Origin of the sequence: Viridibacillus arenosi (genome assembly GCF_001955655.1) — a bacterium.
GTDB classification, from domain to species: Bacteria; Bacillota; Bacilli; order Bacillales_A; family Planococcaceae; genus Viridibacillus; species Viridibacillus arenosi.
Genome location: NZ_MSPW01000012.1, coordinates 128776 through 147873 on the forward strand (window position 1 = coordinate 128776; position 19098 = coordinate 147873).

Genomic DNA, 19098 nt, shown 5'->3' on the forward strand with positions numbered 1-19098 from the left:
AAACAATACATACGTAAAAAACTGCCCGTCCAATTGGTTGGGACAGACAGTTTTCTAATTATATGGTCATTGCTTTTTTGCGACCGTTAGCTATTTCTACCAATTCTTTTGCATGTTGGAATGTTAAGTCCGTCACTTCTGCGCCAGACATCATTCTGCTAATTTCATCGATTCGCGCATTATCGAAAATTTCAGTGAGTGACGTAACTGTTCGATGTGCTTCTTCTTGTTTCTTAATATAATAATGATGATCTGCCATTGCTGCAACTTGTGGTAAGTGTGAAATACAAAGCACTTGAGAATGCATCGAAATAGCTGAAATTTTTTCAGCAATTGCCTGAGCCACACGTCCACTGACACCTGTATCTACTTCATCAAAAATAATTGATGTAATACCATTTGTTGAAGAAAAGATGGTTTTTAATGCCAGCATCATACGAGATAATTCCCCGCCTGAAGCAATTTTCGTTAATGGTTTCGGTGGTTCACCAACATTGGTTGCAATATAGAATACAATGCGATCCAACCCATTATGATCAAATTGATCGGCAGCTATAGGTTCAAAATGCACACTAAAGTCTGCTTTTTCCATATATAACGCTCGAAGTTGTTGCATAATGGCATCGCTTAGCTTACGACCGGCTTTTTTTCGAACTGCAGTTAATTTCTCTGCTGTTTGTAGTAATTTTTCTTTCAGTACATTTAATTGTTGTTCGTTTTTTTGCATATTTTCGTCGCGATTGATTAGAGATTCCAGTTCTTCTCCAATTTTTTCACGATATGTTAGTATGTCCTCAAGTGTAGCACCATATTTACGCTTCATCGATTGGATTAGAGCTAAACGTTGCTCTACTTCATTCAAACGCTCTGGGTTAAATTCAAGGTCATCTAATATGTTTTTGATTTGAAATGCTGCTTCTTGTAAAGAATAAAAGGCAGCTGATACATTATCTGAATGCTCTCTAAAATCTTGATCTAATGTTGCAACTTCTTCTAAATCGGTCATAGCTTGACCAATCCAATCAAGTCCTCTAGATTCACCCAGAATGGCTTCGTGTGCCGTGTTGGATCGTTCATAGATCTTGTTGAAGTTCATCAACCTGCGACGTTCCTCAGCTAGTTCCTCTTCTTCTCCTGCTCGAAATTGGCAAGCGTCAATTTCTTTAATTTGAAATGAAAAAAGATCAATTTTTTGGGCTACTTGCTGTTCACCAAGAGAAATTGCAGCAAGTTCCTTTTTCAATTCACGATAAGCAGAGTATTCCTTACTATAACGTTCTTTCAATGGATCAATGTCTTCACCTGCAAACTGATCCAACAAGGAGATATGTCTCTTATCATCCATTAACTCTTGGCTCTCATGCTGGCCGTGAACATCGATTAATGTTGCACCTATTTCACGCAAAAGAGAAAGTGGAACAAGTTTCCCGTTAACACGACAAACGCTTTTCCCATTGTCATTTAAATCACGGCGTAAAATAACCATTCCCTCTTCAATTTCAATCCCAGCTTCTGCACATTTCTGATAAGCAGAGTGGTTTTCAGAAGAAATCGCAAAGAGTCCTTCAAGTTCGGCTTTTTTTGCACCGTGACGGATGAATTCCTGAGAACCTCGACCACCAGCTAATAGCTGTACCGCATCAATAATAATTGATTTCCCGGCACCTGTTTCACCTGTTAAAACCGTTAAACCTTCAACAAAACCTACTGTTAAGTCTTCAATAATTGCAAAATTTTTAATCGATAGTTCTCGTAACAAGACAACTCACCTCGGATTACAACATTTCAAGTAAGCGATTTTTCACTGATTCGCGTTGAGAATCTTCACGACATAAAATCATAATCGTGTCGTCTCCACAAATAGTACCTAATATTTCAGTCCAATCTAAATGGTCAAGTAATGATCCAATTGCATGTGCATTTCCCGGTAAAGTCTTCATCACTAAGAAGTGACTAGCACCATCAATGCTCACAAACGCATCTGCTAAAGCACGATGCAGTTTTTGAATTGGATTGAAGCGTTGATCTGCTGGCAAACTGTACTTATAACGACCATCTTGAAGAGGTACTTTGATTAAATGTAATTCTTTAATATCTCTAGAGATTGTCGCTTGCGTTACATGATATCCTGCTTCTTTTAGTAAATCGACCAAATCATCCTGTGTTTCAATATCATTATTAGCGATCATGTCGCGTATTCGAATATGGCGTTGGCTTTTATTCAATTTTTTTCACCTCTATGAATAATTATGCTCTTCTTTTTTATAACCGTAACATCGATTATGTAAAATCACAAGAAAAAAAACGACCCAAAAGAATGGGCCGCGTCATTTAAGTTGTTGATGTGCCTCACTCACCAAGGTATTGAAGTCTGTAAATGATTGCAGCTCTTCTCCTTGGTGTGGGTTGTACAGATGGAATAGAAACTCAATATTCCCTTCTCCGCCTGTAATTGGAGAATAGGAAGCATCTTTTACCACAAATCCAACTGATTCAGCGAATGTTGCAATAGATTCTAATACTTCTAAATGTATTTTCGGTTCACGAACGACACCTTTTTTCCCAACTTTGTCTTTCCCTGCTTCAAACTGAGGTTTCACTAGTGCAATAACATCTCCACCAGGTACTAACAACGTTTTTAATACAGGTAAAATCAGTTTTAGAGAAATGAAGGATACGTCAATTGTTGCAAATTCAGGTAAACCTTCTGCCAAGTCAGGTGCTGTGACATAACGGAAATTTGTACGTTCCATAACAGTTACACGTTCGTCTTGACGGATTTTCCATGCAAGCTGATTGTAGCCTACATCTAGTGCGTAGCAATGCTTCGCACCATTTTGTAGGGCACAGTCAGTAAACCCACCAGTAGATGAACCGATATCTAACATTAATTTATCTTGTACAGCAACATCAAAAATATCTAATGCTTTTTCTAGTTTTAAGCCTCCACGACTTACGTAGCGTAGCTGTGATCCTTTAATAGTAAGCTCAGAGTCCATCGGTATTTTCTCACCCGGTTTATCTAGGCGTACTTCATTTGAATACACTTGCCCTGCCATGATTGTACGTTTTGCCTTTTCGCGTGTTTCACACAGTCCTCTTTCAACAAGAAGAATATCGACACGCTCTTTTTGAATTTTTATTGTCATTATGCTTTTAAACCTGCTTGCTCTTTATTGTCTTTATTTACTAATTCTTGAATACGTAATACAGTTTCTTCTGCAGTTAAGTTAATTTCTTGAAGTAACATATCAACACTACCATGTTCAATGAACATATCAGGTATACCGATTCGATCAATTTGAATTGTAGAATAATGATTGTCATTCGCAAATTCTAACACTGCGCTACCAAAGCCGCCTTGCAATACGCCTTCTTCAATTGTAAGGATTGGCTTTTTACTTTGCATTAAACGATGTAACATTGCCTCATCCATTGGTTTAATAAAGCGTGCATTGACGATTTCAACTTGTATGCCTTGATCTGCTAATACTTCAGCTGCTTCTTGTGCCATTGGAATAGTCGTACCGAATGTTAATATTGTTGCATCTTTACCTTCACGAAGTACTTCCCAACTACCGATTGGAAGAGCTTTAAGCTCAGTGTCCATAGGTACTCCTAAGCCATTACCTCGCGGGTAACGAAGAGCGATCGGGCCTTCATTATAGTCAATAGCTGTTTTCACCATGTGTTGGCCTTCATTTTCGTCTTTTGGCATCATAATTACTATATTCGGCATATGACGTAAAAAGGCAATATCAAAGACACCTTGATGCGTTTCGCCATCAGCACCTACTAAACCAGCACGGTCAATTCCGATAAACACATTCAAGTTTTGACGACAAATATCATGTAATACTTGGTCATAAGCACGTTGAAGGAATGTAGAGTATATCGCTAAAAACGGCTTCGTGCCATCTGCTGCCATACCTGCAGCCATAGTAGCTGCATGTTGCTCAGCGATACCAACATCAAACATACGATTAGGGAATTCACTAGCAAAACCTTCTAATTTTGAACCAACCGGCATGGCAGGTGTAATTGCTACGATTCGTTCATCGACACGAGCTAATTTACGAACAGTTTCAGCAATTAAGCTAGACCACCCTGGAGCAGTTGTTTTTGGTTTTACAAGATCGCCAGTTTCCATTTTATAAGGTCCGGTACCATGCCAAGTTCCAACTGTATCGTTTTCAGCTGGCAAGTAGCCTTTCCCTTTTTTCGTAATAACATGGATTAAAACAGGACCTTGCATTCTTTTTGCGTTTTGTAATGTTTCTTCTAATGTCTCAAAGTTATGACCGTCAATTGGACCAAGGTAAGTGAAACCTAGTTCCTCAAAGAATACACCTGACACGAGTAAATATTTCAAGCTATCTTTTACACGTTCTGCTGTGGAAGCTAATTTACCACCAACTGCAGGGATCTTTTTCAATAGCTGTTCTAATTCATCTTTTGCTTTGTTGTAATTATTTGCCGTACGTAAGCGACCTAATACATTATGCAATGCACCTACATTTGGGGCAATTGACATTTCATTATCATTTAAAATAACGATCATGTTTGTTTTCTCATGACCAATATGATTTAGTGCCTCTAATGCCATACCGCCTGTTAAAGCACCGTCACCAATAATAGGTACAACAAAGTTTTTATCGCCTTTAATATCTCTTGCTGCTGCCATACCCATCGCTGCTGACAGCGAGGTTGAGCTATGTCCTGTTTCCCAAACATCATGTTCACTTTCAATGCGTTTTGGGAATCCACATAACCCTTTATATTGACGTAGCGTATCGAATTGATCTGCACGGCCTGTTAAAATCTTGTGGACATATGCTTGATGTCCTACATCCCAAATAAACTTATCTTGAGGACTATTAAACGCTCGATGCAAAGCAATAGTTAACTCAACTACACCAAGATTCGGTCCAATATGACCACCTGTTACAGATAGCTTTTGGATTAAAAATTTTCGAACATCTTCACTTAAATCTTGAAGTTGTTTCGTATTTAATTCTTTCAAAAAGGATGGACTAGATATTTTGTTTAAATCCATCGCCATCACACACCTTTTCATTAAAATATTCATCGTACAATGTTTCACCCATTATAACAGTGTTAATCAATTGTACAAACTAAAACGGCCATTACTTGTTACGATGAACAATATAATCAGCTAAGTCTTTTAGTAGACTGCTTTCTGAGGGCAGTTTTTCAAGCGCTTTTATCGCAAGGTTGTAATGATCTTGCAACTTTTCTTTAGCGCCTACTAATGTAAGGAGTGCGGGGTAAGTGCTCTTATCGCTGGCAACGTCTTTACCGGCTGTTTTCCCTAATTGTTCTGTTGTACCTTCAATGTCTAAAATATCGTCCTGAATTTGGAATGCAAGACCGATATGATGCGCATATTCCACTAAGATTGCACGTTCTGCTTTTGTGGCATTTGCAATAATGGCACCTGACTCAATACTAAAACGAAGAAGCGCTCCTGTTTTATTGACATGAACGTTTTCTAGTTCTGATAATGTTAACTGTTTTGTTTCGCCTTCGATATCTAGGATCTGTCCTCCAACCATACCTTCAGCTCCAGCCGCTTCACTTAATTTATCTACTAATAATAAACGTGATACCGGTGGAATTTGTTGCATGCGAGCAAGGATACCAAATGCAAGTGTATTAAGTGCATCTCCTGCAAGTGTGGCAAATGCATCTCCGTACACTTTATGATTAGTTAGTTTGCCTCTGCGGTATTCATCATTGTCCATGCTTGGTAGATCGTCATGAATCAATGAATAAGTATGAATCATTTCAATGACAGCAGCTACCGTAAATCCATCATCATTGCGAACATTGAAATGGTCCATAACTGCAAGCACAAATAGTGGTCTTACTCTTTTACCGCCTGCGTTTAATGAATACAACATAGATTCTTTTAATACTGCTGGGGCTTCAATATTCTCAACGAGTTCTTGCATACGTTTTTCGACTGTCGGAATATTGTTTGCCATAAATTCTTTTAGAAGCTCAGTCATTTACCTTGTCCCTCTTCCCCTGTTGGATTAAAAGGCTTTTCGTTGCCATTGTCATCCATAATCGAGATCAGTTGCTGCTCTGCATTTTGTAATTGATCGTGGCAAAACTGGGATAATTTCATCCCTTTTTTATATAAATCTATAGCATCTTCTAAAGGTACTTCCCCTTGTTCAAGTTGATGAACGATTTCTTCTAGTTCTTCAATTGATTTTGCAAAGGATTGTTTCTTTTCAGCCATTATTCTTCTCCCCTCGCTTTCATTGTTATGGACGTAATTTCAGCATTCGCCTGACCATCTGGAAAATGAATAGTCAAATTTTGTTTCTCTTCTACTTGTTGTATTGATTTTATTACTTTTCCTTCTTGATAAACGATGCTATATCCACGGCTCATGATTGTTAAAGGATTTAATGCTTCTAAAGTACGAATGATGGACCTGAATGCATCTTGGTGCTTATTGATTGATTGCACAACACTTTTATCAAGTTGCGTGCTTAATCTCGCAACGTGTTGCTGTTTATATCTCACTTCTTGAAGAGGCGTATTCATTTGTACACGATTTGCTAATTGTTGCAATACCGCCTGCTTGTCTTTGATATAATTAGTCATTTGTGTTTGTAACTGTTCATCTGTACGACTTAACTTCTCGACAAATGGACGAAATAGACGGTCTGGATATGCAATCGGATAGGATTTCTGTAACCCCTCTAATTGACTTCTTTCATGTCGAATACGCGATTGTGTCAGTTGAAATATTTGCGACCTACGCGTCAATAAATGCTTCATTAAATCTTCGCTATTCGGTACAGCCTTTTTCGCAGCGGCTGTAGGAGTCGCTGCTCGCCAGTCCGAAACATGGTCTGCTATCGTAGTATCTGTCTCATGTCCGACACCACTAATAACAGGTATGTCACTTTCAAAAATAGCTCTGGCAACAATTTCTTCATTGAACGCCCAAAGGTCCTCAATGGAACCTCCACCACGTCCGACAATTAAAACATCAATTTCGTCCATACGGTTTGCTTGCTGAATTGCTTTTACAATACTAGGCGCTGCTTGTTCTCCTTGCACGAGTGCAGGGAAAATCAAAACATCTGCAAGAGCGTAATGCTGCGTAATAGTTGTACAGATATCTCTTATGGCTGCTCCAGTTGGTGCTGTAACAACACCAATTTTACGAGGGAATGTTGGTATCGCTTTTTTATATCTTTCATCAAACAATCCTTCTTTTAAAAGTTTTGCTTGTAATTGTTCAAAGGCGATATGTAAACTACCTACACCGTCCGGTTCCATTGCTACTGCATATAACTGATAACGTCCACTACCTTCATAGACGTTAATATCTCCACGAATAAAAACCTTCATGCCATTTTCAGGAACAAATTTCAGACGACTAGCACTCTTCGCAAACATGACTGCTGCAATTTGTGTTTTTTCATCTTTCAATGTGAAATAAATATGGCCAGAACCCGTATGTTTTTTGACATTTGAAAGCTCTCCTTTTACAAATACATCACGTAAATGAGGATCAGCATCAAACTTCTTTTTAATATATTTTGTTAATGCTTGGACAGATAAATAAGGTGTACTTGTCAAAAGCCTCAGACTCCTTATCCGAACGTTTTATAAGAAATTTAATTTCATAAAAAAAGCTGTCTTTCATCAGAAAAACAGCTTCTGCGTTACTATTTTACCTGTTTTGAGCTCATTTGTCTTGAGGAAACCTTCTTTTTCGCTGATTGCAATGTATTGAATAGCAACATTGTAATCGTCATTGGGCCAACACCTTTAGGTACAGGAGTGATTGCTGATACTTTATCAATAACTGAATCAAAATCAACATCGCCGCAAAGTTTATTGTTTTCGTCGCGGTTAATACCTACATCAATTACAACAGCGCCTTCTTTTACATGCTCAGCACCGATCATTTTCGCACGGCCTGTTGCTACTACTAAAATATCAGCTTGTGTTGTCATGGCAGCTAAATTAGGAGTTTTAGAGTGACAATAAGTCACTGTAGCGTCTTTTTGTAATAGTAGTTGTCCCATTGGAACACCTACAATATGGCTACGTCCAATGATGACAGCATGTTTACCTGCTACATCAATATTCGCATATTCTAATAACTTCATCACACCAAAAGGCGTACAAGGTAAATATGTTGGTTGACCTAGCATCATTTTTCCTACGCTTTCTGGATGGAAGCCATCTACATCCTTCTCAGGAGAGATAGCCGCGATGACGTTTTGTTCATCAATGTGTTTTGGAAGTGGTAATTGAACTAAAATGCCGTCAATTGCAGAATCAGCATTTAGTTTGTCAATTTCGCTTAATAATGTTTCTTCTGAAATATCTGCTGATAACTCGATAAGTTGTGAGTAAATACCCATTTGTTCGCATGATTTCTGTTTGTTAGAAACATATGTTTTAGAAGCAGGATTGTCCCCTACTAATATAACTGCTAGTCCTGGTGTAATACCGTGTTCTTGTAAATCATTCACTTCATGTTGAATAGATTGTCGAATCAAATCTCCGATTTCTTTACCATTAATTAGCTTACCTGACATTATTAGTAACACTCCCAAATTTAACTTAGAATTTATTATTTTGCGTATTTTGATAATACGCCGTTTACGAAGCGGCTAGATTTCTCATCACCATATGTTTTACTCAACTCAATTGCTTCGTTTAAAACAACATTCTTAGGTGTTTCTGGTGTATATAAAATTTCATAAACCGCTAAACGTAAAATTGTACGTTCAATTTTCGCTAAGCGAGGTAATGACCAATTTTCTAATTTCTCAACTAATGACTTATCGATTTCTTCCATGTGTAAAACAGTACCTTGTACTATTTGCTCGAAGAATGGTGAACTCTCCTCACCTACAATATGTTCAATTGCTTCTGTAACTGTTAATTCTGTATTTTCTAGTTGAAAAAGTACTTGTATCGCTTTTTCACGCGCTTCTCGTCGCTTCATTTATATAGTTCTCCTTTATACTACTACATTGGGGAGATTCTGACATATTCCCTAAGTAAAACGGGATAAAATGTACAAAATAAACCCGAAATGTAAAGTGTTTCATTAAATATGCATGTAGCATTATCTTATCACATTTTTCGATTCAATTCATCGATTCCTTTAACTTTTAAATAGTCAGAAAAAGCACCACCTCATATGAAGTGATGCTTTTCTTAGTATTGTTTCATAAAATCGTCAATAAAAATATTGAATATTTATTTACTTTTTAATCTCGTCCCTATTTTAACAACTGATCAATCCACTCTTGTACTTTCAAACCTTCTTCAAACGATACAATAAGAGACTCCCTACCAATGATCGAATTATGACACGCGTCCATTAGGCTTTCCGGCTGAGATTCTGGAACAATTACCACTTCTTCCTGATCCGTTTCACTAACCCATAGTTCTGACCAATTGCGGAGTGTTATCACTTTTTTTGTTCCAAAAACCTTATACTCTAGACGTTCTTCTTGCCCAATCCCGGACAAGCTATTCAATACAATTGGTATTCCACTATCTGTTTTAGCCAAAGCAGTCACACCTGTTTCGCATAAATCCTCATTTGCTGGATATGTCGTCTCGTGAGAAGTAATCGAAAAATCACCAAATAGATGATGCGTAAGTTGAAAATAATGTGGAAATATCTCTCTTATGAAACCTCCTTGTTCTCTAGAGGCAATCCACGGATTTTGTTGCCATTTCCTTGGCCAATGTGGGAAGTATGTATGTAATTCAATACGAACAATATCGCCAAGTGATGCTGTATTTATCGCTTCTTTAAGACTATGTATCGCCTGACTGTACATTAATGGGAAATGCATTGCTGTTTTGACATTTGCTTCTGCAGCTGCATTTACCATTCTCACGCTATCTTGTGCATCGTGAGCAAGAGGCTTTTCGGAAAGAATATTCAAACCACGTTTAGCTATTTGTTCTGCCAAAGGAGCATGACTTACTGGGGGCGTCCCGATATAAACCCAGTTTGGATCTAATTGTAAAAGCTCATCTAATGTTTCTGCAACTGGAAGCTGATATTTTGTTGAAACTTCTTCTAGTCTTGTTTTATTTTCATCGAATACAGACACGATTTCACAATTAGGATGCGCCAAAATTTGATTAATAATTCGCTCTCCTACAACTCCAGTACCAATTAATGCAAAAGTAGTTTTTGACATAACGCACTCTCCTTCTTAGGTATTTGTATATTTTTTTCTTCCTATTAAAGACATTATTTTCAAAGTAAAAACAATGTCTATGTAAATAGTTAATCATATTGATAGGATAATGCATAGTCATTGGAACAATTTGATAAAATTGGATAGTTAAAATGTAGCGCTCAAATCCCTTTTCATTCCCAACGTTTCTAAATCAACACAGAATTGCACGAGTAATGTTTCACTAACGGGAAAGACTACATTACAAAGGAGTGAAGAAAAGTGGCGAAAAAGAAAATATTAGTACCTGACGCTCGCGAAGAATTAGACAAATTAAAATCTCGAGTTATGAAAGACATGGGTTATGTTGTAGATAGCAACAATCCTAATAATGTAAAATACGAAATTGCAGATGAGTTAAATATTCCACTGAATAAGGGATATAACGGAAAACTTACTTCTGAAGAGGCCGGAAAAATAGGTGGACCGATTGGCGGCAATATGGTTAAAGAATTGGTAAGATTGGCACAAGAACAAATGCTTAAAAAATGAAGCTGATACAAGTATCAGCCACTAGTTAACCACTCAGACAAAAACTCTAAAATAAATAATCCAAAGAAAAATGAATTGTTTTTCTTTGGATCTTTTTCATTTGCTCTGTTTGATGTAAATAGCCGGTCTTCGCCGCTATGCAGTACTCTATCCTCATTTCTTCGTCATAGAAATGGGAATTGGCGAAATGACTTACCTTGTTATGGTCAAAATACTCTCCATCCAGGGTTTAGGATCTGAAAATTAGTTTCTTAAAAAAGAATAACATTAATTAAGATATAACTATGCGACTCTATTATTATATAATGGAGCACCAATTGAAGTCATACAAAGTTTAATGGGAAACGTAAAAAGGGAAACAACTTGAATCTATGTTCAATTAAGTGGGAGGCATAGAAAAGAAGTTTATCAGAAATTCGTTTAACCAATGGAAAGAGTAGTATCTTAAAACCGTTGACCTTTTTACTATTGCTCTCGTTAGTTTAAGGGCAATGTTTCACAAATAAGGGAAAATAGATTATACTGAACTGACTATCATATTTAAAAAGGAGGAATTTCCTATGACCGAGAATAATCAATCCGAAGCACCAAAAAAGAAAATCAGCCTAAAAGAGGCAGTGAAGCAGCAGCTTGAAAACAAAAAGAACCAGTCTTCTCCTAATAAGGGGACAAAGAATGCCGACCTATCAACAAAAAAAATGAAAAGTCAGCAAACGAAAAAGACTAGCAATACCCGTAGAAAAATGGGTGTCTAATGAGCTGACAAAATCGGGCATCTATCGCCACGATATCAAAGTCAAGATAATCGATGGTCAGATTAGAGCTGTACAGGAAATTCGCACTATATAAAAAAAGTGAAAAAGCATTCAAGGAACCCTTCCCTGAATGCTTTTAAATTATTTTCTTTATTCAATTTCTAACTTCTTTAATTAAACTGCTTCTTTAGTTGAATAAAAATGGGGAATACTTTTTCTAACATAAGTCCATTAGTGGTTCGCCATGTTAGCTACCAATTTTTTCACCCTGATCATTCCTCATTTCTTTGAGGTCTTTTTTGTTTGACAAAAGATAAAATGATCATCATGATTCCAAATGTGCAGATGATCAGCACGGTATCCGCGAAGCCACAACACGCCGTTTATTTGTCTAAGATAAAAGCCTTTCGGAAAATCATCGTCTTCTTTTAGTATTTCCGATGCAATTGTGATGGAGCCGGAAGGAGCTTGATGTCGCTGTATAGGGCTCCCCGAATAACCTTCAGGCTGATCCAGATACTCGAGTCTTAAGTGAGCTCCTAACTCAAGTGGACACAATTCCAAACCAAGATCGCTCGCTCTTTTAAAAATCTGAGTCGTACTAGCTCCATCAGGAAAGCCAAGGTTGCTAACAGTTAGTTCAACAGTCTGCAGGCTGTACTTTGTATCAGAGGTCGTAAATTTTTCATCAGCTATTAGCCTCTCTCCATACTCATTCATCAAAATAGAGTGTTGTTGCAATTTCTGGATAAGCTGCGATTTCGTAATTCCTCCAACCTCTACTGTTCTGGCGAGAACCGGGCAATCAGGGTATATTTTCTCGTTTTCGATACGCATTCATAGTCACTCCTAACTAATCGGATATTTAGGCTGAAACCCGATAAGGAAATGCCAAAATAATGGCCATGCCTAAATCCAATAATATATATATCAAATGAATAATTGCCCTTTTCGCACTTTTAAATAATCTATTAAAATTATCCTAATTCCTTATTTTCAATTAAATAAACCTTGTTTTACTAAACTGCTATGTTACTTTAATTATTTCGACAAAAAAAACGTTAATCCTCCTTGGATTAACGCCCTTGAAAATTAAAGATTGTTCGTGATGCAAAATTATTGTTTAACATCTTACATATTTGCGTTTGAAACCAAGCCTTCCTCTATCTACTTCCTTTTGAATACTTTCGAAAGCGTGTAGGAAACTACTTTTTTTCTTGTCCCGTTTGACTTCTACTGGACCTACTGTCTTTGCAGTTTCGACTGCCATTTCATGGAGGGGCAAATATGAAACCCCTACGGTATATAGGAAATTATTCATAGCAGATTTCGTTCGTTCTGGTGAAACATGAATCGTATTTTTCACAATTTCAATCATATTGGCAATCTTACTTTCCGAAAATTCAACGTCTAAGCGATTCCCTAAAAGCCAACAGTAGCAACTCCAGCCTGCTGACATTCTAAGCTCTTCACCGCTTGCAATCCATTTATCAGCTACGACTTGTGCAATATCTGCTTCGGCTAAAGTTACTGCTACAACATAATCTGACAACATATAAAAATATGCCTCATCTATCCAACGGTCAAAATCTGACTCAGTCATTGCTTTAGGATCTGCAATAATGCCTGCAAAGTACATTGCGTCGTAGTTTCCTGTGGCATAAAGCTCTTCAGCTAAAGATTGATTTATTTTTATTTTCTTTGCAATTGGCTTCATTGCACCTGTAGCCACGCCAAATAGAGGTTCGTGCGCACCATTAGATATATACATTTTTTTTGTTCGTTCCTTGCTGAGGGCTTCAAGCTCCTGCATAACAGTTTGTAGATTCATCGTTTAGCACCTCCTTCTTTTTGGAGATTTACCCCCTTGATACTTAATCCCTTCGAATCCATTACATTTATCCTATAACAAAACTTACTATTTGTCATCAAAACCATCTCCTCAAAATGTAGGGAATGTATGTGGTAAGATAGTTGTTTTGGTAAGGTTAATACTGAAGATTCGCACCTATTTATAAAGAAAAGAGCCTTTATTTATTAGTCGATTCTATACAGTTTCTTATTCAAAACAGCTGTTAGTTTAAGTACATTAATTCAAAATCTATCTTGTTAGAATTCCATTCAATACTATGAGAAATACATCCCATACTTACTATTATTAATAGAATAAATAGTGTATTATGTAATGATTTTGGCATTCAAAACTCTTTCTACTCTATGACTGACTAAAGCCTGCATCGCGGAGCCTCGCTATTGGGCACCAATCTATCTTTTCCCGCAATGATAACACTTATGTTAGCTAATCCCTCATTTTAAATAGTGCTATAACTAACTATTATCAACATACTTAAACATAAGTTCCCCACATACCTTTCTCTAATAACCTTAATTTAGTTTCTTTCTTCTTAACTCACTCACTCTCTACCTCAAAACAATCCATGATTTTATCTCATCTAAATTATTCAGAAAAAACTCCTTCGTCTCTGCTAGCTTCAGAAGTTCATCCACTTCATCAATCTTTACAAACACAACTTCACTAATTTCCTCCGTTTTTGGTTGCAACTGAGCCCTATCACCTAAAAACTCCAAGATAAACATATATGTGACTTGCCGTTCAAAACCTAGCTTTTCTTTCATAGCAGCTGGAAATTCAAATTCAAGCGTGCCTAGTTCGTCTATAATCCGAAAATCGCTCGTCCCGGTTTCCTCATCGAGCTCCCTGAATAACGCTTCCTGAATATTCAGGTCATCTCTTTTTATGCCTCCCTTTGGAAAATCCCATTCAGGTTTGACTTCCATCGGTTTTTCCATGTCCATTACTTTTCTTTTTTTCACTAACAGGATGGTATCTTCCGATTTAATAATGCCTCCTACAGCATATCGAATCATAGCTTCACCATTTCTTTTTCATTATTTTGTTTGGTTAGAATTTCGTCGTCTTCTTCTGTCGTCGAACACATCATTAAGTGATAAACATTTTTATGACAATCCTGATCCCTTATCATTTAAATTCACTCTATCCTAATTAGATTTTGCTTAAAAACTTCATTACCCTTTTCAACTAACCTGCTCCTTTAGTTGAATAAAAAAATGAGCCGTCTGAAGGGCTCAATAAACTTCTACTATAGCACCTGTTAGCTCGATGAACAAAGTCTCGTTATCCCTGCCTTAATATTTTTTGAAACATTCTTGGTCGATGTTTTTCAAAACCCTTTATCAATTCTTTTCCAAAAACAGTTATAGTTCTTTCCCAAGGGTGTCCTAAATATCCCCATTCAAAATCTTTATGAATAAAGAAGTAATAATCGCCATTTGGGAAAATCGGTACTGTCCATTCATCGAATTCGTTTTTTTGAAATTCTAGATAGGGATTTATCCAATAACATTCATGCTGCCAATCTAGTGCATAAATAAATTCATCTACTGACGTACATTCTTGAAAAACAAGTAATGCTTTTTCTTCCAAGTCATCATAGGCATCCAAACCTTTATATTTGCCAAAGTATAGTGAGATATCGTAGGTAATAAAAGGGGTTGGTACTTTAAAAGATGGGAGATTGGTAGTACTTGGTTCAAACTTCAATTCGTCATATATTTTATTCCACACTTTTTCATCCTCTGCATTGGTTAGTTCAAGCCAGTTTTTCATTTGAATGACCACCTTCTTTTGTAGTGTCTATTATATCATTCCTGATTTAATTAACCTGCTACTATAGTTGAAGATTAACATAATCATACTAATGAGTTTCGTGAAGATATAAGCGTAAACCCTGCCCTAAAATTAGGACAGGCTTTACATATAGTTACTGCTGTATTATCTGAATAAGGTTGCCACATGTATCGTCGAAGACAGCTATTGTGACTTCGCCCATTTTTGTAGGCTCCATAGTAAACTTCACGCCGTTTTTCAATAATCGTTCATACTCTTTACGAATATCTGCAACGCCAAACATTGTTGCTGGGATACCTTGTGCAAATAAATTCTTTTGATATTCTTTGGCGGTCGGATTCTCATTAGGTTCTAGAACTATCTCTGTTCCGTCTTGGTCATCAGAAGAAACAAGCGTTATCCACCTAAATTTCCCTTGGGGAACGTCATGCTTTTTTACAAAACCCAAGGTTTCAGAATAAAACTTCAGTGCCTTGTCTTGATCTTTTACGAATAAACTGGTAACAATAATTTTCATACTGTTTTTCCTCCTTTGATATTTGCGGTGTAGGGCGGTGAACTACTAACAATCAGGCTATATACAAAACTACCCACACTTTCTTCAGAAGTCCTGTTCCTATAATACCCATTTTATTGAACAATTCAAAACACACTCTTGACTTCATCCACTTTCTATTCCTTATCTACGTAGAACAAAACCCGACTCCATTAGATAGAGTAGGGTTTATCGAGCTGGAATTATTTTTTAGTTAGACTTCAAATTGCACCTCTAAAAGTCCTGAGGCATTCTTTTTACTATTATCTAGCTAATTTTCATGGTCAATAACCGTATGGGATCCATGACTTTCTTGCTAATCAAAGAAATCATCAAACCCCGAATTATTAAAACCGCTAACGGCTAGTTTATACTCTTGATCACTATATTTTTTTCTCTTCTCACGAACAACAGAGCTGTTTCAAAAGCTCCCCTTAACAGAAGTTTACTTTTGTAACAGCTCCAGTTACTATATATTACTTATTAGTTTTTGTTTATTTTCCGATTTTAACTCACTTGCATTTGCTACGTTACCTGTAGTTGCAAGAAGTAAAATGGAAGCAACCGTTAAAAATAATTTCTTCATATTAACCCTCCTAAATTATTATTTTATTGCTTTGTACTAATTCTATATTTTTATTACTGTATTGGGGTTATCTTTCTTAAATCAAATATAGAGAGGGCGGTAACACTTCCTCTCTCTTTATTTTAGAATATTGATTAAAATGATGTTAATCTATAGGATTTATATAAAAGAGTTAGTTCATTTTAATGAGCCTTATTGAACTAAAGCACCCATTAGTTTAAGTACATTTCTTCACAAACAAAAATATAACCAAATATAGTAGCACCCCGTTTGAAAAAGGTTGAACAAAAAAAGGTTAAACAAATTTATACATTAGTATATCATCCACATATAAGTCATCACTGAACTTAACTTCTTTAATTTTACGTCCTTCTTCAACAAATCCCATACTTTTGTACAATTCGATAGCTCTTTGGTTTGTTGATAATACACCTAAACTAACTTTTTCTATTAATGTGTTATTCTCCGCCCAGTTTAAAAGTTCTTTTATCAGAAGTTTACCAATGCCCTGATTGCGATACTCTTTTTTAACCATTGCCGTAAAAGAACCAGTGTGAGAAAGCCTTTTAGTACTTTTTGAGCGAAAAACAATCATACCAACAATCTGCCCTCTGCATTCCGCTACGATTAGCTTTTCTTTATTGTTCTCTAAAATTTTCTCGATCCAGTTTCTTAGTTGCTCCGATGTTTGTTCATACTCTTCTATTACCGAAATCATAAATTCACCTTCTGAAAGAACCTCCTTTTGTAGTTCTAACACAGCTTCTGCATCATTTATGTTTCCTTTTCTTAGGGATACTTGGATACTTCTTTTCGTCATCTTTATTCCCCCTTACCTTTGCATATCTTGATATTACTTCTACAAATAGAAGTAAACTCCTTCTTAAACTAACCTGCTTCGTTAGTTCAAGAAAGAAAAAAAGAGCTGCATATGCAACTCAATGATCTTCAAGTAAAGCACCCGTTAGTTGAATAAGGAATAGCAGTTTAATGGTATCGAAACCAAACAAACCATCCTTTTTCCTTACTTTTAGCTAAAAATATTTGACCTTGGGCTAAGTCAGCTCCAGGTGCTTTGGGGAAATCTAAACGTACAAGCCATGACTTTTCAGCAATTTCTTTGCCACAAAAGGTTTTAGCCATTCCAAAATAGTCTTCTTCTATTTTATTACCAACTGTTTTAGGAAAAGGTTTGGCAGTTACTACATTCCACTTAGTATATAGGTCAGGTAAATCATCTAATCCAGTTCCATAAGTTTTTGGTATTAAAGTATTTAACGCTTCTATTACCTCTTTTTTATCCTTAAGCGATGTTTTCTCTAATTCACTTAATACAGGACAATTTTTAGGCTGTGCATAAGCTTCAAATGATATCAAAGTAAATAAAGATATGATTAAAATCAGTACATACATTTTTTTTAAGATAAATTCACCTCTTTTCTAATTACTATCTCCAATTAGAAAAGAATTATTAATCCTTCTTCAACTAACCTGCCCTGTTAGTTATATAAGAAAAAAGAGCTGCATATGCAACTCAATGATCTTCAAGTAAAGCTACCCGTTACTTCAATAGGATTTTTAATGAAGTCCATATCTTAGAATCTGTTCTCTGATTACCTCATTGCCAAATGTAAACCATATTAAAAGCAAGAAAACTATTACTCCCATCACAACACTAAACCATGCAAAATACTTATTTTCCTTATTTATTAAGGGATATAGAACAATTAACAACGTACCAAAAGCAAGTGTAATTACGACCGAAAGTTGTCCTGTTAGTGTTTCGAAAATCATATAATACCTCCATTCCTAGGAATACTTTAACATTATTTATTGATGCCTTGTTCAACTAAACTGCCCCGTTAGTTCAATAAAGAAAAAAGAGCTGCATATGCAACTCAATGATCTTCAAGTAAAGCACCCGTTAGTTGAAGATAAATTGAACTATTTTTCATTTATTTAATAATGAATTGAATTCATTATTAAATGGAAAGCTACCTTTTGCAACTTTCTGTTTTAATCTTTCTAATGCCTTTAATGCTTCATTTTTCAGTTCTTCTGGATATTGATATTTAATACTATTTACTTCAAATTCATCCTCATCTATAACTTCCCAGTTTTTGTTTTTTCTTTTTATTAAATCTAAATCCAAATCTATAAAACTAAGTTCATTGAGATTTAAAACAGAAGGCATTGCTATGTTGCAATATGTTGAAACTACTACTCCTTCTTCAACTTCCATTGCTGCTGTATACCATTCTTTCAAGGAAAAATACTCTATCGAGGTATTATTTATTGTATATACGTCATTTTTAGAGTGATGTATTAATTTTCTTCCTGATTTGCAAAGTACAAGTATGTAATTATTCGTTTTTTCTAGAATTTCTCCTTCCCATTCATAATGAAGGACGTTTGGAAATTTTAAGGCTTTAATTTTTAGGATATTACTCAAAATTATTCTCCTCCAAATATATTTTATATAAATTTCGCCGTATTACAGATAATTTCCTTCTTCAACTAAACTGCCACGTTAGCATAAGTACATTTCTTCACAATCTTAACGAAACAATTAATAAAGTCACTCCATAATCTGGCCCGATTGTTGAACAATAAGTTAAACAACACTCTTCAACTAAACTGCCCCGTTAGTTGAAGAAGAAAAAAGAGCTTTCTGAACAGCTCATAGAGCTTCTACTAAAGCACCCGTTAGTTAAATTTCTTAAGGAGTTTATAAACACAAAAACAAAAAAATACAAGTCCTACTAAAAACATAATCCCACCTAATATGA

At 36.0% G+C, this 19098-nt stretch carries 20 protein-coding genes; 2 read left to right on the forward strand and 18 right to left on the reverse strand.

The window, feature by feature from the left end; genetic code table 11:
* Positions 1–58: 58 nt before the first annotated feature.
* The 10 genes from recN to BK137_RS18430 form a co-directional block, all read right to left on the reverse strand.
* Positions 59–1759 carry a DNA repair protein RecN gene (recN, locus tag BK137_RS18385; protein WP_038184927.1) on the reverse strand — a complete coding sequence of 567 codons (1701 nt, stop codon included), beginning with the start codon at positions 1757–1759 and terminating at the stop codon, positions 59–61.
* Between the two features lie 16 nt (positions 1760–1775).
* Positions 1776–2225 (reverse strand): transcriptional regulator AhrC/ArgR, encoded by a 450-nt coding sequence (ahrC, locus tag BK137_RS18390; protein ID WP_038184930.1) that lies wholly within the window; start codon positions 2223–2225, stop codon positions 1776–1778.
* A 102-nt stretch (positions 2226–2327) separates the two neighbouring features.
* Positions 2328–3149: a TlyA family RNA methyltransferase gene (locus BK137_RS18395; RefSeq protein ID WP_038184932.1), complete on the reverse strand. Its 822-nt coding sequence runs from the start codon at positions 3147–3149 to the stop codon at positions 2328–2330.
* Positions 3149–5056, reverse strand: coding sequence for a 1-deoxy-D-xylulose-5-phosphate synthase (gene dxs / locus BK137_RS18400; RefSeq protein WP_038184937.1), 1908 nt, complete (start codon positions 5054–5056; stop codon positions 3149–3151). Before dxs ends, BK137_RS18395 begins: the two co-directional genes overlap by 1 nt.
* 91 nt (positions 5057–5147) lie before the next feature.
* Complete coding sequence (locus tag BK137_RS18405; protein ID WP_038184940.1) at positions 5148–6032, reverse strand: polyprenyl synthetase family protein; 885 nt, start codon at positions 6030–6032, stop codon at positions 5148–5150.
* Complete coding sequence (locus BK137_RS18410) at positions 6029–6271, reverse strand: exodeoxyribonuclease VII small subunit (RefSeq protein WP_038184943.1); 243 nt, start codon at positions 6269–6271, stop codon at positions 6029–6031. Before BK137_RS18410 ends, BK137_RS18405 begins: the two co-directional genes overlap by 4 nt.
* On the reverse strand, positions 6271–7629 hold the full coding sequence (gene xseA / locus BK137_RS18415; RefSeq protein ID WP_038184946.1) for an exodeoxyribonuclease VII large subunit: 1359 nt from the start codon (positions 7627–7629) through the stop codon (positions 6271–6273). The genes BK137_RS18410 and xseA overlap by 1 nt, the downstream gene beginning before the upstream one ends.
* A gap of 89 nt (positions 7630–7718) precedes the next feature.
* Entirely contained in the window at positions 7719–8600 is an 882-nt protein-coding gene (folD, locus tag BK137_RS18420) for a bifunctional methylenetetrahydrofolate dehydrogenase/methenyltetrahydrofolate cyclohydrolase FolD (protein ID WP_038184949.1), read from the reverse strand.
* A 35-nt stretch (positions 8601–8635) separates the two neighbouring features.
* Entirely contained in the window at positions 8636–9013 is a 378-nt protein-coding gene (gene nusB / locus BK137_RS18425) for a transcription antitermination factor NusB (RefSeq protein ID WP_038184952.1), read from the reverse strand.
* 280 nt (positions 9014–9293) lie between these two features.
* Positions 9294–10232 carry a Gfo/Idh/MocA family protein gene (locus BK137_RS18430; protein ID WP_038184957.1) on the reverse strand — a complete coding sequence of 313 codons (939 nt, stop codon included), beginning with the start codon at positions 10230–10232 and terminating at the stop codon, positions 9294–9296.
* 261 nt (positions 10233–10493) lie between these two features.
* Between BK137_RS18430 and BK137_RS18435 the strand changes: the two genes are divergently transcribed.
* A complete protein-coding gene (locus BK137_RS18435) occupies positions 10494–10763 on the forward strand; it encodes an alpha/beta-type small acid-soluble spore protein (protein ID WP_038184960.1) in 270 nt (89 codons plus the stop codon).
* 560 nt (positions 10764–11323) lie between these two features.
* The gene (locus BK137_RS18445) at positions 11324–11518 is read left to right on the forward strand and encodes a hypothetical protein (RefSeq protein ID WP_038184963.1); all 195 of its coding nucleotides are present in this window, start codon (positions 11324–11326) and stop codon (positions 11516–11518) included.
* Positions 11519–11797: 279 nt separating this feature from the next.
* Here the strand turns inward: BK137_RS18445 and BK137_RS18450 are convergent, their stop codons facing one another.
* The 8 genes from BK137_RS18450 to BK137_RS18490 all read right to left on the reverse strand — a co-directional run bounded on the left by BK137_RS18450 (position 11798) and on the right by BK137_RS18490 (position 18761).
* A complete protein-coding gene (locus tag BK137_RS18450; RefSeq protein WP_038184966.1) occupies positions 11798–12355 on the reverse strand; it encodes a hypothetical protein in 558 nt (185 codons plus the stop codon).
* Positions 12356–12641: 286 nt separating this feature from the next.
* Complete coding sequence (locus BK137_RS18455) at positions 12642–13349, reverse strand: DNA alkylation repair protein (RefSeq protein WP_038184970.1); 708 nt, start codon at positions 13347–13349, stop codon at positions 12642–12644.
* Positions 13350–13939: 590 nt separating this feature from the next.
* Entirely contained in the window at positions 13940–14407 is a 468-nt protein-coding gene (locus BK137_RS18460) for an NUDIX domain-containing protein (protein WP_038184974.1), read from the reverse strand.
* Between the two features lie 268 nt (positions 14408–14675).
* Positions 14676–15167 (reverse strand): DUF2716 domain-containing protein, encoded by a 492-nt coding sequence (locus BK137_RS18465; protein ID WP_038184976.1) that lies wholly within the window; start codon positions 15165–15167, stop codon positions 14676–14678.
* Positions 15168–15321: 154 nt separating this feature from the next.
* Positions 15322–15705 carry a VOC family protein gene (locus BK137_RS18470; protein ID WP_038184979.1) on the reverse strand — a complete coding sequence of 128 codons (384 nt, stop codon included), beginning with the start codon at positions 15703–15705 and terminating at the stop codon, positions 15322–15324.
* Between the two features lie 899 nt (positions 15706–16604).
* Complete coding sequence (locus BK137_RS18475; RefSeq protein ID WP_038184983.1) at positions 16605–17129, reverse strand: GNAT family N-acetyltransferase; 525 nt, start codon at positions 17127–17129, stop codon at positions 16605–16607.
* Positions 17130–17296: 167 nt separating this feature from the next.
* The gene (locus BK137_RS18480) at positions 17297–17722 is read right to left on the reverse strand and encodes a hypothetical protein (RefSeq protein WP_235175731.1); all 426 of its coding nucleotides are present in this window, start codon (positions 17720–17722) and stop codon (positions 17297–17299) included.
* Positions 17723–18260: 538 nt separating this feature from the next.
* The gene (locus BK137_RS18490; RefSeq protein ID WP_235175732.1) at positions 18261–18761 is read right to left on the reverse strand and encodes a DUF402 domain-containing protein; all 501 of its coding nucleotides are present in this window, start codon (positions 18759–18761) and stop codon (positions 18261–18263) included.
* Positions 18762–19098 lie beyond the last annotated feature (337 nt).